Annotated in this window: 15 protein-coding genes; 5 read left to right on the top strand and 10 right to left on the bottom strand. The window is 40.7% G+C overall.

The window, feature by feature from the left end:
• Positions 1-273: 273 nt before the first annotated feature.
• Positions 274-462: a hypothetical protein gene (locus tag RHS_RS14640; RefSeq protein WP_027293679.1), complete on the top strand. Its 189-nt coding sequence runs from the start codon at positions 274-276 to the stop codon at positions 460-462.
• 248 nt (positions 463-710) lie between these two features.
• Here RHS_RS14640 and RHS_RS14635 read toward each other — a convergent pair whose 3' ends face one another.
• On the bottom strand, positions 711-2,075 hold the full coding sequence (locus RHS_RS14635) for an MATE family efflux transporter (RefSeq protein WP_027293678.1): 1,365 nt from the start codon (positions 2,073-2,075) through the stop codon (positions 711-713).
• 168 nt (positions 2,076-2,243) lie between these two features.
• On the opposite strand from RHS_RS14635, the gene RHS_RS14630 reads away from it, so the two are divergent.
• The 4 genes from RHS_RS14630 to RHS_RS14610 all read left to right on the top strand — a co-directional run bounded on the left by RHS_RS14630 (position 2,244) and on the right by RHS_RS14610 (position 6,850).
• Positions 2,244-3,101, top strand: coding sequence for an AraC family transcriptional regulator (locus RHS_RS14630; protein ID WP_027293677.1), 858 nt, complete (start codon positions 2,244-2,246; stop codon positions 3,099-3,101).
• Positions 3,102-3,122: 21 nt separating this feature from the next.
• Positions 3,123-4,370, top strand: a complete 1,248-nt coding sequence (locus tag RHS_RS14625) for a WYL domain-containing transcriptional regulator (protein WP_047833589.1) — start codon at positions 3,123-3,125, stop codon at positions 4,368-4,370.
• Entirely contained in the window at positions 4,370-5,281 is a 912-nt protein-coding gene (locus RHS_RS14620) for a WYL domain-containing protein (protein WP_047833588.1), read from the top strand. Before RHS_RS14625 ends, RHS_RS14620 begins: the two co-directional genes overlap by 1 nt.
• A gap of 465 nt (positions 5,282-5,746) precedes the next feature.
• A complete protein-coding gene (locus tag RHS_RS14610; RefSeq protein ID WP_047833587.1) occupies positions 5,747-6,850 on the top strand; it encodes a slipin family protein in 1,104 nt (367 codons plus the stop codon).
• Positions 6,851-7,088: 238 nt separating this feature from the next.
• Here the strand turns inward: RHS_RS14610 and RHS_RS14605 are convergent, their stop codons facing one another.
• From RHS_RS14605 to RHS_RS14565, 9 genes are all read right to left on the bottom strand, one after another.
• Positions 7,089-8,357 carry a peptidoglycan-binding protein gene (locus RHS_RS14605; protein ID WP_047833586.1) on the bottom strand — a complete coding sequence of 423 codons (1,269 nt, stop codon included), beginning with the start codon at positions 8,355-8,357 and terminating at the stop codon, positions 7,089-7,091.
• 294 nt (positions 8,358-8,651) lie between these two features.
• Entirely contained in the window at positions 8,652-9,683 is a 1,032-nt protein-coding gene (rseP, locus tag RHS_RS14600; RefSeq protein WP_044292997.1) for an RIP metalloprotease RseP, read from the bottom strand.
• A 1-nt stretch (position 9,684) separates the two neighbouring features.
• A complete protein-coding gene (gene dxr, locus RHS_RS14595; protein WP_027293670.1) occupies positions 9,685-10,827 on the bottom strand; it encodes a 1-deoxy-D-xylulose-5-phosphate reductoisomerase in 1,143 nt (380 codons plus the stop codon).
• A gap of 101 nt (positions 10,828-10,928) precedes the next feature.
• Complete coding sequence (locus RHS_RS14590) at positions 10,929-11,735, bottom strand: phosphatidate cytidylyltransferase (protein WP_047833585.1); 807 nt, start codon at positions 11,733-11,735, stop codon at positions 10,929-10,931.
• A 2-nt stretch (positions 11,736-11,737) separates the two neighbouring features.
• Entirely contained in the window at positions 11,738-12,445 is a 708-nt protein-coding gene (locus tag RHS_RS14585) for an isoprenyl transferase (RefSeq protein ID WP_027293668.1), read from the bottom strand.
• A 135-nt stretch (positions 12,446-12,580) separates the two neighbouring features.
• Positions 12,581-13,132: a ribosome recycling factor gene (gene frr, locus RHS_RS14580; RefSeq protein ID WP_027293667.1), complete on the bottom strand. Its 552-nt coding sequence runs from the start codon at positions 13,130-13,132 to the stop codon at positions 12,581-12,583.
• A gap of 31 nt (positions 13,133-13,163) precedes the next feature.
• Positions 13,164-13,859 carry a UMP kinase gene (gene pyrH / locus RHS_RS14575; protein WP_027293666.1) on the bottom strand — a complete coding sequence of 232 codons (696 nt, stop codon included), beginning with the start codon at positions 13,857-13,859 and terminating at the stop codon, positions 13,164-13,166.
• Between the two features lie 458 nt (positions 13,860-14,317).
• The gene (locus RHS_RS14570) at positions 14,318-14,824 is read right to left on the bottom strand and encodes a hypothetical protein (RefSeq protein WP_047833584.1); all 507 of its coding nucleotides are present in this window, start codon (positions 14,822-14,824) and stop codon (positions 14,318-14,320) included.
• A gap of 29 nt (positions 14,825-14,853) precedes the next feature.
• Positions 14,854-16,086 (bottom strand): hypothetical protein, encoded by a 1,233-nt coding sequence (locus tag RHS_RS14565; RefSeq protein WP_047833583.1) that lies wholly within the window; start codon positions 16,084-16,086, stop codon positions 14,854-14,856.
• Positions 16,087-16,100 lie beyond the last annotated feature (14 nt).

Raw genomic sequence — 16,100 nt, 5'->3', positions numbered from 1 at the left:
CGTTACAATCAGACAGGCACAAGCATTTTTTCACACACTCTGATAAATTTCATATTGATATCATACCATGGTCGATTTTTGATTACAAGTCGATGTATTCTTAACTTAGCAAAATTTTACAAAAAATATGTACATTTCAGGGATATTTTTTCTCAGAATGCAAAAACTAAATAGAAAACAAAGAAACAGGTTGAAAAATATAATAAGAAGGGAACTGCCAAAGCTACTCAACCTGTGAATCGGCAGAATCATTTTATGATATGGTGAACTAACATGATTAACAATGAAGAACTTCCTATCGGATTTACTATGGAAATGGCCATGCATTCCGAAGTTTTAAATCGTTTTGCAGGACTCCCCAAACAAGAACAGGAAAAGATTATTAACGGTGCAAGAAACATTAACAGCCATGATGCGATGCGCAGCTATGTAGAAAATATTTTTAATAATGGTATGCAGTAAAACAATAAAAAGTTCCGGTTAATAGCACCTCTGCTATTACCGGAACCAGTAGTTCATAAAGCTTCTGTTTCAATAATAATTCTAAAATCCAGTACTCCATCCAGCCAGAAACCCTACTGACAGTGCTGATTATTTTGTCAGTCTGCAAGGCGGAGGATGGAAGCGGAGTGGTTCCTCCGCTGACTGACGACAACGCGGCAGATGGCAAAATAGAGTGCTGTCAGTAGGGTTTCTAGCCGGATGGAGTACTAGCTTACACTTTCTTTCGGTTTTCCATCCGGATAAATCGTTTTCATTTTTTTCATTGTCATAAAATACGCTATTCCCAGTGGTATTGCAGCTCCTATCCAGGCAAGCGGATTTGACCAGCACGCTCCGGCAAACCCCATAATTCCTGACAAACAAATTGCAGCAAAACAGCGCATAACCAATTCCATTACACCTGCAAGTGTCGGCATAAAGCTTTTTCCAAGCCCCTGTAACGTAAACCGGAAAACAAACAGCAGTGCTAATACAAAATACAGGCTTCCGTTTATGCCCAGATATACCTGTGCCAGGTTAAGTACCTCCGGTTGTCCGGGGCCTACAAATATTCCCGCAAGCTGATAACCGGCAAAGATATTTACAAGTCCCATCACGATACTAAATCCTACAGAAATCAAAGCACATTGGAATACCCCCTTACGGATACGGTCTATTCTTCCTGCACCCATATTCTGCGCTGCATATGTACCCATGGTAGTTCCAAAGGAATTCATCGGCTGTGTGGCAATACTGTCAATCTTCTGTGCCGCCGTATATGCCGCAACAGACACAGCTCCCAGTCCATTCAGAGCATATTGCAGTATTACTGCACCAATTGCTATAATGGACATCTGAAATGCCATAGGAAGGGCTAATTTCAGATGCAGGGTAACCTCCCAGGATGTCACCTTCCAGTCATCTTTTTTGGGAATCAGGAAAGTAAGCCGCTTCTTCATATACCACAGACATAATAATCCGGATACCAGCTGTGCCAGAATCGTTGCCCATGCAGCTCCTGCCACACCCATCTTAAATACCAGAATCAAAACAAAGTCCAGAATAATATTCAGTATACATGCAATGATCAAAAACAGCAGAGGCGTCTTACTGTCGCCAACCGCCCTGATAATATTCGATAACATATTAAACAGCATACATGCCGCAGTTCCTGTAAATATAATTACCAGATAACTCCAGGCATCATCAATAATCTCTGCCGGTGTCTGCATCCACTCCAGGATTGGTCTGGTCAGAGGAACCGCAATCACGGTCAGCAATATTGTAACTGCCAGGCTGATTAATGCCCCAACTGCAATACTGCGGCGAACTCCATTCTCATCAGAAGCTCCAAACCGCTGCGCCGTTACGATAGACAACCCGGCGGTAAGCCCCATTGCAAATCCCAGTATCAAAAAGGTAATACTTCCCGTACACCCCACTGCTGCAAGCGCATGGACTCCAATTGTCCTGCCTACAATTAAGGTATCCGCCATGCTGTAGAACTGCTGAAATATATTTCCAATCAGCAGCGGAATTGTAAAAAACAGGATTAATTTCGCCGGTTGTCCGGATGTCATATTTTTTGTCATAGTTGCTTTCCCCCTTCATTATTTTAATGAAACACGGTCTATTATAGTATTTCGTCAAAAAAATAGAATGTAATTTCTTGTACAGTTCATGTAGTATTTTGCATTCTGCCTTGCATCCCATCCAAAACCGTGTATAATAAAATTATAAAAGACCCGGAGTGATGATACATGTGCAATCAAAACTATGATATTACATACGAAGATTTAAATCCTACATTTTTATACTTCTGTACTCTGAAGCGAAATGAGGAAGAGACCAATTACCACTGCCACGACTTTATCGAGTTCTCCATCATTCTGAAAGGAGAAGGTGCACACGTGATTGATGGCGAGATTTATCCTGTAAAAGAAGGGGATTTCGTCATTTACAATCCCGGTACCTATCACCGAAGCCTGGTTACCTCTTCGGATAACCAGGCCCTGGAGTGTTTCCTGTCCTTTTCCGATGTACATTTTCAGAATCTTCCAAAAGGACAAATGCCCTTGATCAACGGAGAAAACATTATTGCCATGGATGCAATTATTAAGCAGGAAATCTTCAAAATCTGTTCTGCAATGGAAAAAGAATACCAGACCTGGAAACCGGGACGATACTTTATGTTAAAATCTTATCTGATACAGATTATTCTTTTAATCATACGGGAACAGCAGGATTCTCAAAAGATTCCGGATGGCTGTATCTTTGAATCTACGAACCGTAAATATGTCGTCAAAAAAATTATTCAATATTTTAGCCAGCACTATTCCGATAAAATATCCCTGGATCAGATCGCCCAGAATATGTATCTGAGCACTTTCTATATTTCCCGTATTTTTAAAAGTGAAACCGGAGAATCTCCGATTAACTATCTCATTAACCTGAGGATGGAAAAAGCCCGGGAATTAATTGAAACAGATGAAGCGATCAGCGTGCAGAATGTTGCCGCCTGTGTTGGATATGATGATGTATACCACTTTAGTAAATTATTTAAAAAGCATTATGGGGTGGCGCCTTCCAAATATCGTGTCGGGAAAAGATTTGAGTAGATATTGGAATGAGGTGAATGAATGGCATATACGGAACTGATTAAAAATTTTGAGCGCATACGGGATTATATGAGAGAATTCTACGTCTATGGTTTTAAGTGCAGAGAGGAGTTCGAAAAGAAAAGCAGCCGCTCATACGATAATGAACGCCGCAGAATCGAAAGCTATCTTGGTGATTACATGGGCTTTCGCCAGACTCCCGGCGGAAAGAATGTCTTTCTTTCCATTGACAGCAGAACATGTGTGCACAATCCTCTCTATAAGGCATTAAAAGCAAAGAGCTTTACAAACGGCGATATCACTCTGCATTTTATATTATTCGATATCTTGTATAATCCGGGTATTTCTTATACTTTAAAAGAAATAACAGATAAAATTGATGCATCGTACCTTTCTTTTTTCCAATCCCCTATGCTTTTTGATGAATCTACTGTTCGGAAAAAACTAAAAGAGTACATCGAATCAGGCTTAGTAAAAGGTAAAAAACAAGGAAGACAGATTGTGTACAGCAGAACCGGCGCTGAAGACCTGTCATCCTGGTCCGATGCATTAAATTTCTTTTCTGAAGCAGGGCTTTGCGGGATAATTGGCAGCTTTTTACTGGATCAGACCGGTTACGAATCTGAATTTTATTCTTTCAAGCATCACTACATAGCACATGCTCTTGAAAGCGAAGTACTTTGCCAGCTTCTGTATGGGATTTCCCAAAAGCGTTTCGTAACTATCACGAACTATACAAACAGATCAGAAAATACAAACACATGGGACCTGATCCCTCTCAGGATATTCGTAAGTGTCCAAAATGGAAGACGCTATCTGATGGGCTATAGCACCAAATATCACAGGATCAATTCCTACCGTCTTGATTATATTACCGGTGTAAAACCTGGGGATATCTCAGAAAATTTTGATCAGCTGCGGGACAAACTGGCAAATATGCAAAAATACATGTGGGGCATTTCATGTAACCGGCGGAACGCATTGGAACATGTAGAATTTACCATATATATTGGTAACGGTGAAGAACACATTTTTCATCGGCTGGAACGTGAAAAACGATGTGGGACAATACAGCGGATTGATGCTAATACCTGCCGCTTTATTGCTGATGTATATGATACCGGCGAGATGATTCCCTGGATATGTACCTTTATATGCCGGATTACTTCCATGAGCTTTTCTAACAGAACAATCGAAAACCAGTTCAAACAGGATATCAGGGATATGTATGATTTATATCAATTAGAAGAATCAGGAGGGGATACGTAGTGCTTTTTCATGAAATCTACAGTTGTTACTATCATGCAGTAGCAAATATTTTATCAGCATCAGTAAAAGGAAACCTGACTAATACGGAAATGGAAAAGATCATAAATGAAACAGCCTTTGGTGAAAGTCATTTAACCATTATACCTGCATTGAAAAATGAAGAATGGCAATTAATGGATGACTCATTACATACACCGCTGACCCACGAACCTTCCATAGGGCTTACAACCCTGCAAAAACGCTGGTTAAAGGCAATCACCCTTGATCCCAGAATCAAACTATTTGAGATTGATTTTACGTTTTTAAAGGATGTGGAACCACTGTTTACACCCGCAGATTATGTTGTGTTCGACAAATATAATGACGGAGATGAATATGAAGACGAAAATTATATTAAGATTTTTCATAAACTCCGCAGCGCCATGCATGCCCGTAAAAAGGTAATCATCCGGTATAACAGTCAGAAAAACAACTACAGGGCCATCATCTGTACACCTTATCAGTTCGAATATTCAGAAAAGGATGATAAATTCCGTATTCGTATTTTAGGGTGCCGGTACGCCGATATGCTCAATGTGGGCCGCATCAAAGAATGTGAAATAACAGAGGCAGAAGGGACAGCCGGCAAGAAAATCAGGAACGTCACTTCAGAATTTCTGATAATGGAACTTTTAGACGAAAGAAATGCCTTGGAGCGTATTATGCTTCATTTTGCTCACTTTAAAAAAGAAGCCGAACGCCTTTCCGAACATAAATACAGAATAAAAATATATTATGAGCGGGAAGATGAGACAGAATTGCTGATCCGGGTTTTATCATTTGGACCTTTCGTCAAAGTAACGGAACCGGAACACTTTGTAGGATTGATAAAAAAAAGACTGTTAATGCAGAAAAGTTGTGACCTCAAATAAGAGTTCGCAACTTTTTTTCCGTGATAAATACATAATTTTCCATTAGAATATAGTTGCAGGGTTGCTTCAGTGTGTGTGTTCTGATCTCACCACGGTGCGCCAGGTCTGCCAAAGCGTATGCCAGAGCAATGCTGCCGACAATCGCAGGTTCGAATCCTGCCCGGGAATATTCACCGGCCAAGTGGTTTTGGTGTGCTTAAAAGGCACAATCTGCTGTGCTCATTACACAGAATTTAACATTACAACATACAGACATTCCCGCAGGTAAATGCTGGATCTGCACCGTTACGTGCAAAGGTCCCTTTGCCTGCAGTGTATCAAATGCCTTGCCTGAAAAGGATACCGTTTTGCTTAATCATCGGCCAGAGCTAATGCTTACGCCCGTGACAATGTTAAACTTAATTACTCAGCCGCATTTTTTACATTGGATGTCTGTCAATCAAAGAATAATCGGGAGGTATACATATGCGCATTATTATTCAGGAAAATCAAAGAGGCCTGCTCTTTAAAAACGGAAAGTTTGTGAAATTACTGGAAGCCGGAAGATATTTCATCTTTGGCACTCAAAACATGGAAATCGTCCAGCTGGATCAGCCGCTTACATCTGAGACCTGCTCACCGGAAGTTCTGCTTCGTAATGAAAAGGTTGCAAGACAGACAGCCACTGTAGATGTAGCGGATGAAGAACTGGCACTTCATTTTATAAACGGTAAATTTGAGGAAATACTAAGGCGCGGCAAATACGCATATTGGTCTGTTATTCATAAACATGAATTTACCAAAGTGTCTATTAAGGCACCGGAGGTACCAACCGATATACCGCAGTATATTTTTAGTAAAATCCCATCATATCTATATTCTAAAATTGAAGTGAAAGAATATCAGAAAGCACTGTTATACTATGACCAGAAGCTGGTAAAACTGCTTGATGCAGGAACCTACTACTACTGGAAATGCAGTACAAAGGTTGACTACAGCATTGTAGATACCCGTCTCACCCAGATGGATATAAACGGGCAGGAAATACTCTCTCAGGATAAAGTCGCACTACGAATCAATTTCGTATGTACTTATAGGATCACAGACTACGTCAAAATATTTACAGAAATAGATAATTATGAGGAACAAATGCATGTTGCGGCCCAATTTGCACTTCGGGATTATATCAGTAAATACCGCATTGATGAGATTCTTGAAAATAAAGAGCAGATTTCTGCCTATGTCTTCGAAAAGCTAAAAGAAAAATCAAGTGAACTCTACGTAGAAATTACTGATGCAGGCGTAAAAGACATCATACTCCCCGGCGAAATCCGGGATATTATGAATACCGTACTAATTGCCGAAAAACGCGCCCAGGCAAACGTGATTACCCGCCGGGAAGAAGTCGCTTCTACACGGTCACTGCTTAATACCGCCCGGCTTATGGATGAAAATACTACACTATATAAACTCAAAGAACTTGAGTATCTGGAAAAAATCTGCGAGAACGTGGGCAATATTTCTGTTAATGGCAGCAGTGGCCTGCTTACACAGCTGACTGCTATTCTGCATGGCGGATCAGCCTCCTGACACGCTCTAGTACTAATATGCCTGATTCAATAAACGCATCCCCTATGCATGAAAATTCCGGCAAATTATGTCACAAAGCCCTGGACAGCACAGCTTAGCCGGAAAACAAAAAATAAAAGCGTGTCTGAAAGATATCCTTCCCTTTTTTCAAACACGCTTTCACTAATTAGAGCTTTTATAATGATCCTCTAAATCATCTCATAAATCATGCGATTCAATTTGCACTTCATTAACCAAATCACGGATTTAATTCTGCTATCCTGGTAACACCCACATAAATCTCCTGAATCTTATACCAGGTTCTATAATCTACTATCCCCGTCTCCGGCAGCCCAAACACATCCTGGAATACCCGGACTGCATTCTGCGTACCCTCTCCATAAATCCCATCCACTGCAATTTTAGGTATCAGCGGATATGCATTGGAAATTGCATTTAACTGTTCCTGAATCTGTCTGACTTTATCCCCGCTGGAACCAATATCCAGACTGTAACCCGGCCAGGATGAAGGAATGCCCGCAATTTCCTCTGCACTATTAATATACATACTCTGACCATAATAATTACGCAGAATCTCAATCGGTGTGTACCCCTGATCCCCCAGTGTCTTTGATCCCCACTGCGTCATCCAGTTTGGACACTGGACTCTCTGTCCATCACAATACTGTGTCAGAATAGGCTGTTTAACATTCGGCCTGGACAGATAATTACTGAACAAATCATCTACTACTTCCGAAATGCTTTCAAATATATTGCGGCCATAGATCCATTTATGGTCAAATGCTGTAGATGAGGTGATCGTAAAATCAAATCCTTTATTCCGGTACCATTCCGTATAAACCCTGTTCAAAGTAAATGACATAATAGCCAGTACATTCGCTTCAATTGTAGCTCTTGGCCAGGTCGCATAGATCTCGCTTGACGCTACATTTTTGATATAATCCTTGTAACGAATGTAGTAGTCTGTCGCTGTTGTGTCCCTTGGAGAACCATCGTGTACCACGATAAATTCAGGGATAACGACACGGCTCAGAACAATTTCCCCGATCTGATTAACAGGCTTAATTTCCGCTTCCGCGATCTTCGGCGGATAAACCCCATAGAGCGTATGTGCCGGAATTACGATTACATCAATCCCTTCATTATCAACAAGGGGGCGCAGCCGCACTTCCTGCAAAGCTGTCTGATCCGCCAGAATCTCTGTACCACTAATCGTGATTGTCTCAAATCCTTCAGCAGTAATCCGAAGTGTATACTCCGAATAAGGCTGTGTCTCTGATGGAGCAAGACTGTATTCCAGAGGCGGCGTTGCCAATTCTATAGCTGCCGTCTGTCCTGTGCTGTCTGTTTTGATTTCTTCTACTGTACTTTCCGGGTCCCCTGAATAGGAGATATCTATCGTCGCGTCTGCAACCGGCATAGCACGCTGGTTCGACAGTACACGTATCTGTAAACGCCCCCGATCCGGGGTGTCCTGCTGCATGGCTTTGATTGTATTATTTGACATGCCTGACCTCGCAAATATCCTGTCATCTATAGTATATGCAGAAATTTAACATGTGTATACGATATTCGTTATCTGTCTGCAATGAGAGCATTTCCTGACAAAAAACCGCGTTTTTGAACTGTCTCTTAAAAATTCTTCTAAAATAGTTCCTTCACTTCTTTAATAAAAAAAGCTGCGAAATAAAGTTAATCTTCCTTTATTTCGCAGCTCTGACTTTTACACTTCTAAAATAAACAAAATACTCTGCTATAATGATCCTATATTTTTATAAACGGTGTACCAGCCTGATCACATTTACAGAATCTTCATAACATCATTAAACATAACGACTACCATCAGAACCATAAGTGCCATTAGCCCAACAAAATGTACCATTCCTTCTTTTTCCGGACTGATCCTCTTACCCCGTATAGCTTCCAGAATTAAAAATACCAGCCTGCCGCCATCTAAAGCCGGAAGCGGGAGCAGATTCATAACCCCAAGATTGGCAGTTAATAATATGGAAATGTTCAGCATATTCAGCCAAACCAGGAAACCGCCTCCCTCTCTGGCACTCTCTTCGTATGCATCTCCAATAATCGTTACAACACCAACCGGACCCGACATATCATTGATACCCACCTGACCTCTGACAAGCATCTTCAGGCTTCCAATCGTGGTATCGATCCAATATTTCACCTCATAGGCGCTATACTTAAGAGTACTTATAGGATTGCCTTTCACTCTGGTACCAGCAGGAGCAATGCCGAATACATATCTGCCGCTGTCCGTCTTCTCAGGTGTCATCTGAATAGTATGGCTTTCCCCATCCCGTTCAAAATCAAGCGTAACCGGTTTCCCCTGATTAAATGTAACATAATTATTGATTTCTCTGGAAACACGTATCTTCTTATTATTCATCTTCGTAATAACATCGCCTTCTTTTAGACCTGCTTCTGCCGCAGGATAACCTTTGGTAACGGCTCCTACTACAGGTGAATCATGGCCAATGCTACCAATAATAAACAATGCCAGAACAAATGCTAAAATAAAGTTAAATATCGGACCTGCGGCAATAACAGAAATTCTTGCCCAAACGGATTTACTGCCAAAGGAACCATCGTCACCGGCTGCTTCATCTTCACCAAGCATCATACAGGAACCGCCGAACGGAAGCAGTTTCAACGAATACCTGGTCTCACCTTTTGTAGTGCTTACCAGTCTTGGACCCATACCCACTGAAAACTCTGTAACGGTAATTCCATTTAATTTCGCCAGGATAAAATGTCCCAGCTCATGAATAATAATGATAATACTAAATATTAATATAGCAATAACGATTTTCAATCTACCACCTGCTTTCAATCAATTCATAAGTTGCCTGTTCCGTAGCCAGTATCTCTTCCACAGTTGGATTCTGGATGGTCTTATGTTCCTCCATACAGTACATAATGATATCATAAATATCCAGGAAACGGATTTCCTTATGTAAAAATTTACTGACTGCACGCTCATTGGCTGCATTGAATACCGTCGGCATAGATCCGCCTGCCTTCGATGCCTGAAATGCCAGCGGCAGTCCGAGGAAAGTATCCATATCCGGTTTTTCAAAGGTAATCTGTGACAATTTCCAAAAATCCAGCCGTTCTCCGCCCAGGTACTTACGATCCGGATAATAAAGCGCATATTGTATCGGCAGCTTCATATCCGGTGTTCCCAGTTCTGCCATAATCGCTCCATCTACATATTCCACCATAGAATGGATAATACTTTGCGGCTGTATCACTACTTGTATTTTATCCAAATCTACTCCAAACAACCACTTGGCTTCCATAACTTCCAAACCTTTATTTACCAATGTTGCCGAGTCTATGGTAATTTTCTGTCCCATTGCCCAGTTTGGATGCTTCAAAGCATCTTCCAACCTGACTTTTTCCAAAAATGATTTGGTTTTTCCTCTGAATGGACCGCCTGATGCCGTCAAAAGTATTTTACCAATTCTTTTTGGATTCTCTCCGTTTAAGGACTGGAAAATCGCGCTGTGTTCACTGTCCACAGGCAAAATACGGACACCGCATTCTTTAGCTAATGGCATAATAATATGTCCTGCCGTAACCAGTGTTTCCTTATTTGCCAGCGCAATATCCTTTTTCGCCTTGATTGCTTCAATTGTAGGCAGAATTCCAATCATCCCCACAATAGCAGTGACCAGAATCTCCACCTCCGGCAGCGTGGAGATCTCAATTAATCCCTCCATGCCGCTTACAACTTTTACATCCAGATCTTTAACGGATTCTTTTAATTCCGAAGCAGATTTCTCATCCCAGACCGCAACTGCCTTTGGCGCAAATTCCCGAATTTGTTTTTCCAAAAGCACGATATTACTGCCTGCCGCCAATGCCGCTACCTGTAAGTCATTATTTTCCCTTACTACTTCTAATGTCTGGGTTCCGATAGAACCTGTTGATCCTAACACTGCTATCGTCTTCATAAAAAATCCTCTCTTGTTCTTTCTTGGAGTGTACTTAAAATATCATTGCAGCAATCTGCCCGCACCATTAGCCAGGCACTTTTTCAAACACACTCTGATTCTTAATTAAAAAGTGTTGCTAAAAAGTAAATAACCGGAGCTGTAAATATAACACTGTCAAAACGGTCCAGTATCCCGCCATGCCCCGGTATCAGCTTGCCGTAATCCTTAATTTCGTGATTTCTCTTAATTGCAGAAGCTGCCAGGTCGCCTACCATGGAAATCAATGCACCAATTCCGCAAATAACCGCATAGACTGCAATCTGATTCTGTGCCTCCAGATATTTTCCAATTACAGCAGCATAAATTGCTCCCAGAAGTGCAGCGCCGACCACTCCGCCAACTGCCCCTTCTATGGATTTTTTCGGACTTAACTTCGGAGACATTTTATGTTTCCCAATTAATACACCCACACAGTACGCACAGGTATCGCATCCCCAGGAACACAGGAAAATCAGCCACACGATAAATGCACCGTCCTGTAGATTTCTCGTCTGGAAAATATAGGACAGCATCACAGATACATAGGCAACGCCAAAAAATCCTGCCATCACCTGTTCTGCCCGATACTTCGGGAATGTAAACACATAGACAAACATAAATGCTACCAGCAGAAAAATCAGCCCTATCATACTATATGCTTCAAATCCAAAAAGTAACATGAAATAGTAACCAACAGTTCCAATATAACCTACTATTGCCAGTCCATGGTTCTGCTCGGATTCTACTTTCATTGCTCTGTAAAGTTCGTTCAAGCCGATCAACGATATCAGAAGCAAGGTAGCAAATAATACATAGCCCCCTGAAATAATCGTCAACAGCGCAATCAGTACCAACACAATACCACTTATGAGCCTCGTCACAAACATGGTTAATCCTCCTTCACGCCCCCGAAACGCCGATCTCTGCCATTGAATTTATCAATCGCTTTCATCAGTTCATTCTTATTAAATGCCGGCCACGGCACATCTGTGAAATAAAATTCCGTATATGCCAGCTGCCACATCAAATAATTGGAAAGCCGAAGTTCCCCGCTGGTTCGAATCAGAAGATCCGGATCCGGTATCCCTTTCGTATCCAGATAATCGGAAAAAACATCCTCCGTAATATCCGATACCATTACTTTTCCATCCTTACAGTCCTGTGCCAGATTGCGGATAGCACGCACGATTTCATCACGGCTTCCATAATTAATGGCAATCTGAAAATTCAGTCCCGTATTATTCTTCGATGTCTCCTGCAAAGACCGCATACTAGCCTGTAAATCCGGATCCAATGCCGAGGGATCTCCCAACATACGCACCTTCATATTATTCTTCTGAGCCGTCTTAATACAGGTCTTCGTATAGCTACGAAACAGCTTCATAAGTGATGCCACCTCTTCGCTTGGACGGTTCCAGTTCTCTGTTGAGAACAAGTACACCGTCAAATATTTGATTCCCATATTATAAGCATCTTCACAAATAATCTCCAGATTTTTTGCTCCTCTGACATGCCCGTAATTTCTGGGCATTCCTTTACTCTTCGCCCATCTTCCATTTCCATCCAGTATAATTGCCACATGCTGTGGTATTGCCATCTTTATTCTCCCTCCTGCGCCTATCTCACAGGACAGCCAAAACACTGCCATTTCATAGACCTTTTTCCATCATATCACAAAAAAGGGGACTGTCAAGAAGCCCCCTTCTATTATTTATAAAATTATAATAATTTCTTAAACCGTTAAGATTTCTTTGGACTTTTCTTCTACTGCCTTGTCCACTTCCTTGATGTATTTGTCCGTCATTTTCTGAGTCTTATCTTCTAATTCTTTGATCTCATCCTCAGATACATCTTCTTTTGCCATTTTCTTAAAAGCATCGTTTGCATCACGACGAATGTTACGGATTGCAACCTTAGCAGCCTCGCCTTTTTTCTTCACATCTTTAACCAGTTCTTTTCTGCGTTCCTCTGTTAATTCCGGAAATACAAGGCGAATAATCTTACCATCGTTATTCGGGTTAATTCCAAGATCAGAAGTCATGATTGCTTTTTCAATCGCCTTAACGAGAGTTGCATCCCAAGGCTGAATCTGAATCATTCTGGCTTCCGGAACGGTAATATTACCAACCTGCTGAAGGGGTGTCGGGGTTCCGTAATAATCTACCTTAATCTTATCCAATACATGTGGATTCGCACGTCCGGCTCTGATCGCTCCAAACTCTGATAACAGGTTATCATAAGATTTTGTCATTTTTGTGTCGTATAACTTAATTCTTTCATCCATTTTTCATTCCTCCTGATTTTTATAGTTGAAATTATACGGTTACTTTTGTACCGTTAATCTTACCTTTTGCGGCATTGACAATGCTGTCCTTTTCGTTTAAGCCAAATACCAGCATCGGCATTTTATTCTCCATACAGAGTATGGATGCCGTCATGTCCACAACAGCCAGTTTCTGATCAATTACTTCCTGGATAGAAATCTCGTCGTATTTCTTAGCATCCGGGTTGTCCTTTGGATCGCTGTCATAAACCCCGTCAACAGCCTTTGCAAGCAGAATCATATCTGCTTCAATTTCAACGGCACGGAGTACAGTAGAAGTATCGGTTGAGAAATAAGGATGTCCGGTTCCTCCCGCAAAGAAAGAAACAACTCCTTTTTCAAAATATTTATTCACACGGTCCTTCGAGAACAGTTTTGTGAAAGAGCCACATGCAAATGGCGTTAAAATCTGTGTCATTATTCCAACGGAACGGAAAATTTCTGAAACATAAATACAATTCATAACAGTTGCCAGCATTCCAATCTGGTCTGCCTTCGTGCGGTCAATCGTCTCACTGGAACGTCCCCTCCAGAAATTACCACCGCCAATTACGATTCCAACTTCAATACCATCATCTACTAATTGCTTTACCTGATTCGCCACTTCCGTTACGGTAGGCTCATCAAACCCTGTCTTCTTACTTCCGGCTAACGCTTCGCCGCTGAGTTTCAGTAATACTCTCTTCATCTTTGCACCTCTGCTATATTTTTTCTTTCCAGCAGGTCATTGACCCGAGTAGAATCTTCGATGATAGTATAGCATACTTTGGGGGATATGTAACGTTGTTTTTTGGGAATTTTTTTGATGAAAATTCTAGTTATTTTAGCAAAGTCCTATATTAGTTATAGCCACTGCATTCCTGATGATCCATAATTGTAAAAACTTATTTCATGTCTTAGATGAGTTTGCCATAATAATCTTCAGCCAAATAACATTTAATGTTGTAACTTTTTTACAGCAAATACAGGGCTTTCATTAGAAGTGGTATGTACGAAAACATTAAATCAGGTTATATGAACTTAAAAAAAACACCATTACTTGTCAAAAATAAAGTCAATTTCTACACAAAATTAGAGCGAAACTCCATATATGATTACTCATATACTTTGCAACGCTCCACTAAACACTAATTAAATTTCTTATAATTATGATTCTGTTTTACCATTATTATAAGATATTGTAAAACTAACACTTCCTGTATACTCTCCAGCTACAGTTGCTGCTGTATCACTACCCTTAACTTTTACCGTTGTGGAATCTTTCTTGGTATTTGTAAAAGAAGCAATTTCACTTTGATCAACACTATCTGTTCCATTATCCTTTTTTAAACTAACTGTATACTTGACAGCATTATTATCTGTTAATAATAAATCCACCTCTGTTTTATCACTTTTTATTGTAACTTTCCCTTGATCATTTAAAATTAATACACTTGGGCTAAATATTAAATCATTATCCTCTGCTGTGCTATTAAATTTTAATGTTGTTGGTATTGAAACTGTATATGAAACAGGTACCTCATAATTTACATTTAATTCTTTACTTTGATTATCTTTTTCAGTCACATTAGTATTTTCCGCAAACACATTCATACTCATCCCCATCAACATAACCCCAGCTAACCCAAATGCCACTAATCTTTTTTTCATCATGATAAATTCCTCCTATATTTTACAATTATTTATTCATAGACTACATTAAATCTCAAACCACCACTATACTTCCCAGCCGGCACGATCTCTTTATCATCCATTGATACAATCCTAGCCTTCTGGCTATCCTTTGTCTGATCCAATTCTATGCGATTATCTCCCTTACGTATCAACTTTCCTTCTATATATAATTGATATTTACAGGATGTATCTTCATCGCCGTCCCGCATCAGAACAAAACAATCTGTTCCATCATCTGCCCAGTCCCCATCTATCTCAAGATATGCTTTTTTATCTCCCACATCTTTTATAAAAGAAGTCCCAATCTTAAAGTCCGTGCTTTCATTGATCATCACTTCCGAAGGAATTTTAATAGCATAGTATGGCGATAGAATATCATACGAGCCATCGCCCTTTTCCTTTTCTGTTTCGCTATCTGATTCCTGCGTTATGACTTTGTCTGTTTTGGGCTTTAAAGCTTTTGCTTCATTCCGTACTTCTGTCTCCTGTTGGGTGCTGTCTTTTTCAGGCACTTTACTTTTTTCTTTTGTACTACCAGCTTCCTGCACGTCACTTTCCGTACATTTTTCGGTCTCTAAACACTTTTCAGCTTCTGTTTCCTCTTCTGAATCCGTATTGGAATTCCCGTTGGTCTCTTCTATGGTTTTCCTCTCATCCTCAGTCACCTCTTCCACATCATTAAGAACCTGCTCTGTCGAAAGTTCCGACATATTTTCTGTATCTTCTTCTGTCATTTCTTCCGGCTGGATTACTGTTTCTTCCATATAAAACCCACAATATTCATCATGTACATGCATACATGGTTTTCCTTCAACTGCAGGCATATAAGAACATCCCTGGCAATGTTTAATCATGCCATCACCATCTGTATCTTTGCAATCCATATCACAGGGAACCTCAGATAACGCTTCTGCATACCCGCAAGTTCCATCGTGTTGATGGCTGCATACCGAATTTTCTGTCCCGACATTCATGAGACAGCAGGTGCATCCTTCTCCACACCGGACACAACCTTGATTTAATTCCGCTTCATTACAAGCACATATTTCATTACCCTCTGTAAGATCGTCACTTATTATTTCTTCTTTTTCCTCATTATCGCAGCTGCACTGTTCACAGGAACAGATACAACTGCCTGCCTCTTCGGCTCTAACCACTTTCATGGGAAACGTTTGTGTTATCAGGGCTGCGATCAGAATTAGAGGAAAACCTTTCTTCCAGGATCTGTGTCTAAATACCACCCTCCTATACGCCT

It is taken from the genome of Robinsoniella sp. RHS (genome assembly GCF_001029355.1).
GTDB classification, from domain to species: Bacteria; Bacillota; Clostridia; order Lachnospirales; family Lachnospiraceae; genus Robinsoniella; species Robinsoniella peoriensis.
This window is presented reverse-complemented; position numbering and strand designations above follow the sequence as displayed.

Excerpts from the sequence above, each read along its gene's own strand:
- RHS_RS14640 (WP_027293679.1), top strand. The coding sequence starts at position 274 with ATGATTAACAATGAAGAACTTCCTATCGGATTTACTATGGAAATGGCC.
- frr (WP_027293667.1), bottom strand. The coding sequence starts at position 13,132 with ATGGATGAAAGAATTAAGTTATACGACACAAAAATGACAAAATCTTAT.
- RHS_RS14590 (WP_047833585.1), bottom strand. The coding sequence starts at position 11,735 with ATGTTTGTGACGAGGCTCATAAGTGGTATTGTGTTGGTACTGATTGCG.
- RHS_RS14630 (WP_027293677.1), top strand. The coding sequence starts at position 2,244 with ATGTGCAATCAAAACTATGATATTACATACGAAGATTTAAATCCTACA.
- RHS_RS14625 (WP_047833589.1), top strand. The coding sequence starts at position 3,123 with ATGGCATATACGGAACTGATTAAAAATTTTGAGCGCATACGGGATTAT.
- pyrH (WP_027293666.1), bottom strand. The coding sequence starts at position 13,859 with ATGAAGAGAGTATTACTGAAACTCAGCGGCGAAGCGTTAGCCGGAAGT.
- RHS_RS14605 (WP_047833586.1), bottom strand. The coding sequence starts at position 8,357 with ATGTCAAATAATACAATCAAAGCCATGCAGCAGGACACCCCGGATCGG.
- RHS_RS14570 (WP_047833584.1), bottom strand. The coding sequence starts at position 14,824 with ATGATGAAAAAAAGATTAGTGGCATTTGGGTTAGCTGGGGTTATGTTG.
- RHS_RS14585 (WP_027293668.1), bottom strand. The coding sequence starts at position 12,445 with ATGGCAATACCACAGCATGTGGCAATTATACTGGATGGAAATGGAAGA.
- dxr (WP_027293670.1), bottom strand. The coding sequence starts at position 10,827 with ATGAAGACGATAGCAGTGTTAGGATCAACAGGTTCTATCGGAACCCAG.
- RHS_RS14635 (WP_027293678.1), bottom strand. The coding sequence starts at position 2,075 with ATGACAAAAAATATGACATCCGGACAACCGGCGAAATTAATCCTGTTT.
- RHS_RS14610 (WP_047833587.1), top strand. The coding sequence starts at position 5,747 with ATGCGCATTATTATTCAGGAAAATCAAAGAGGCCTGCTCTTTAAAAAC.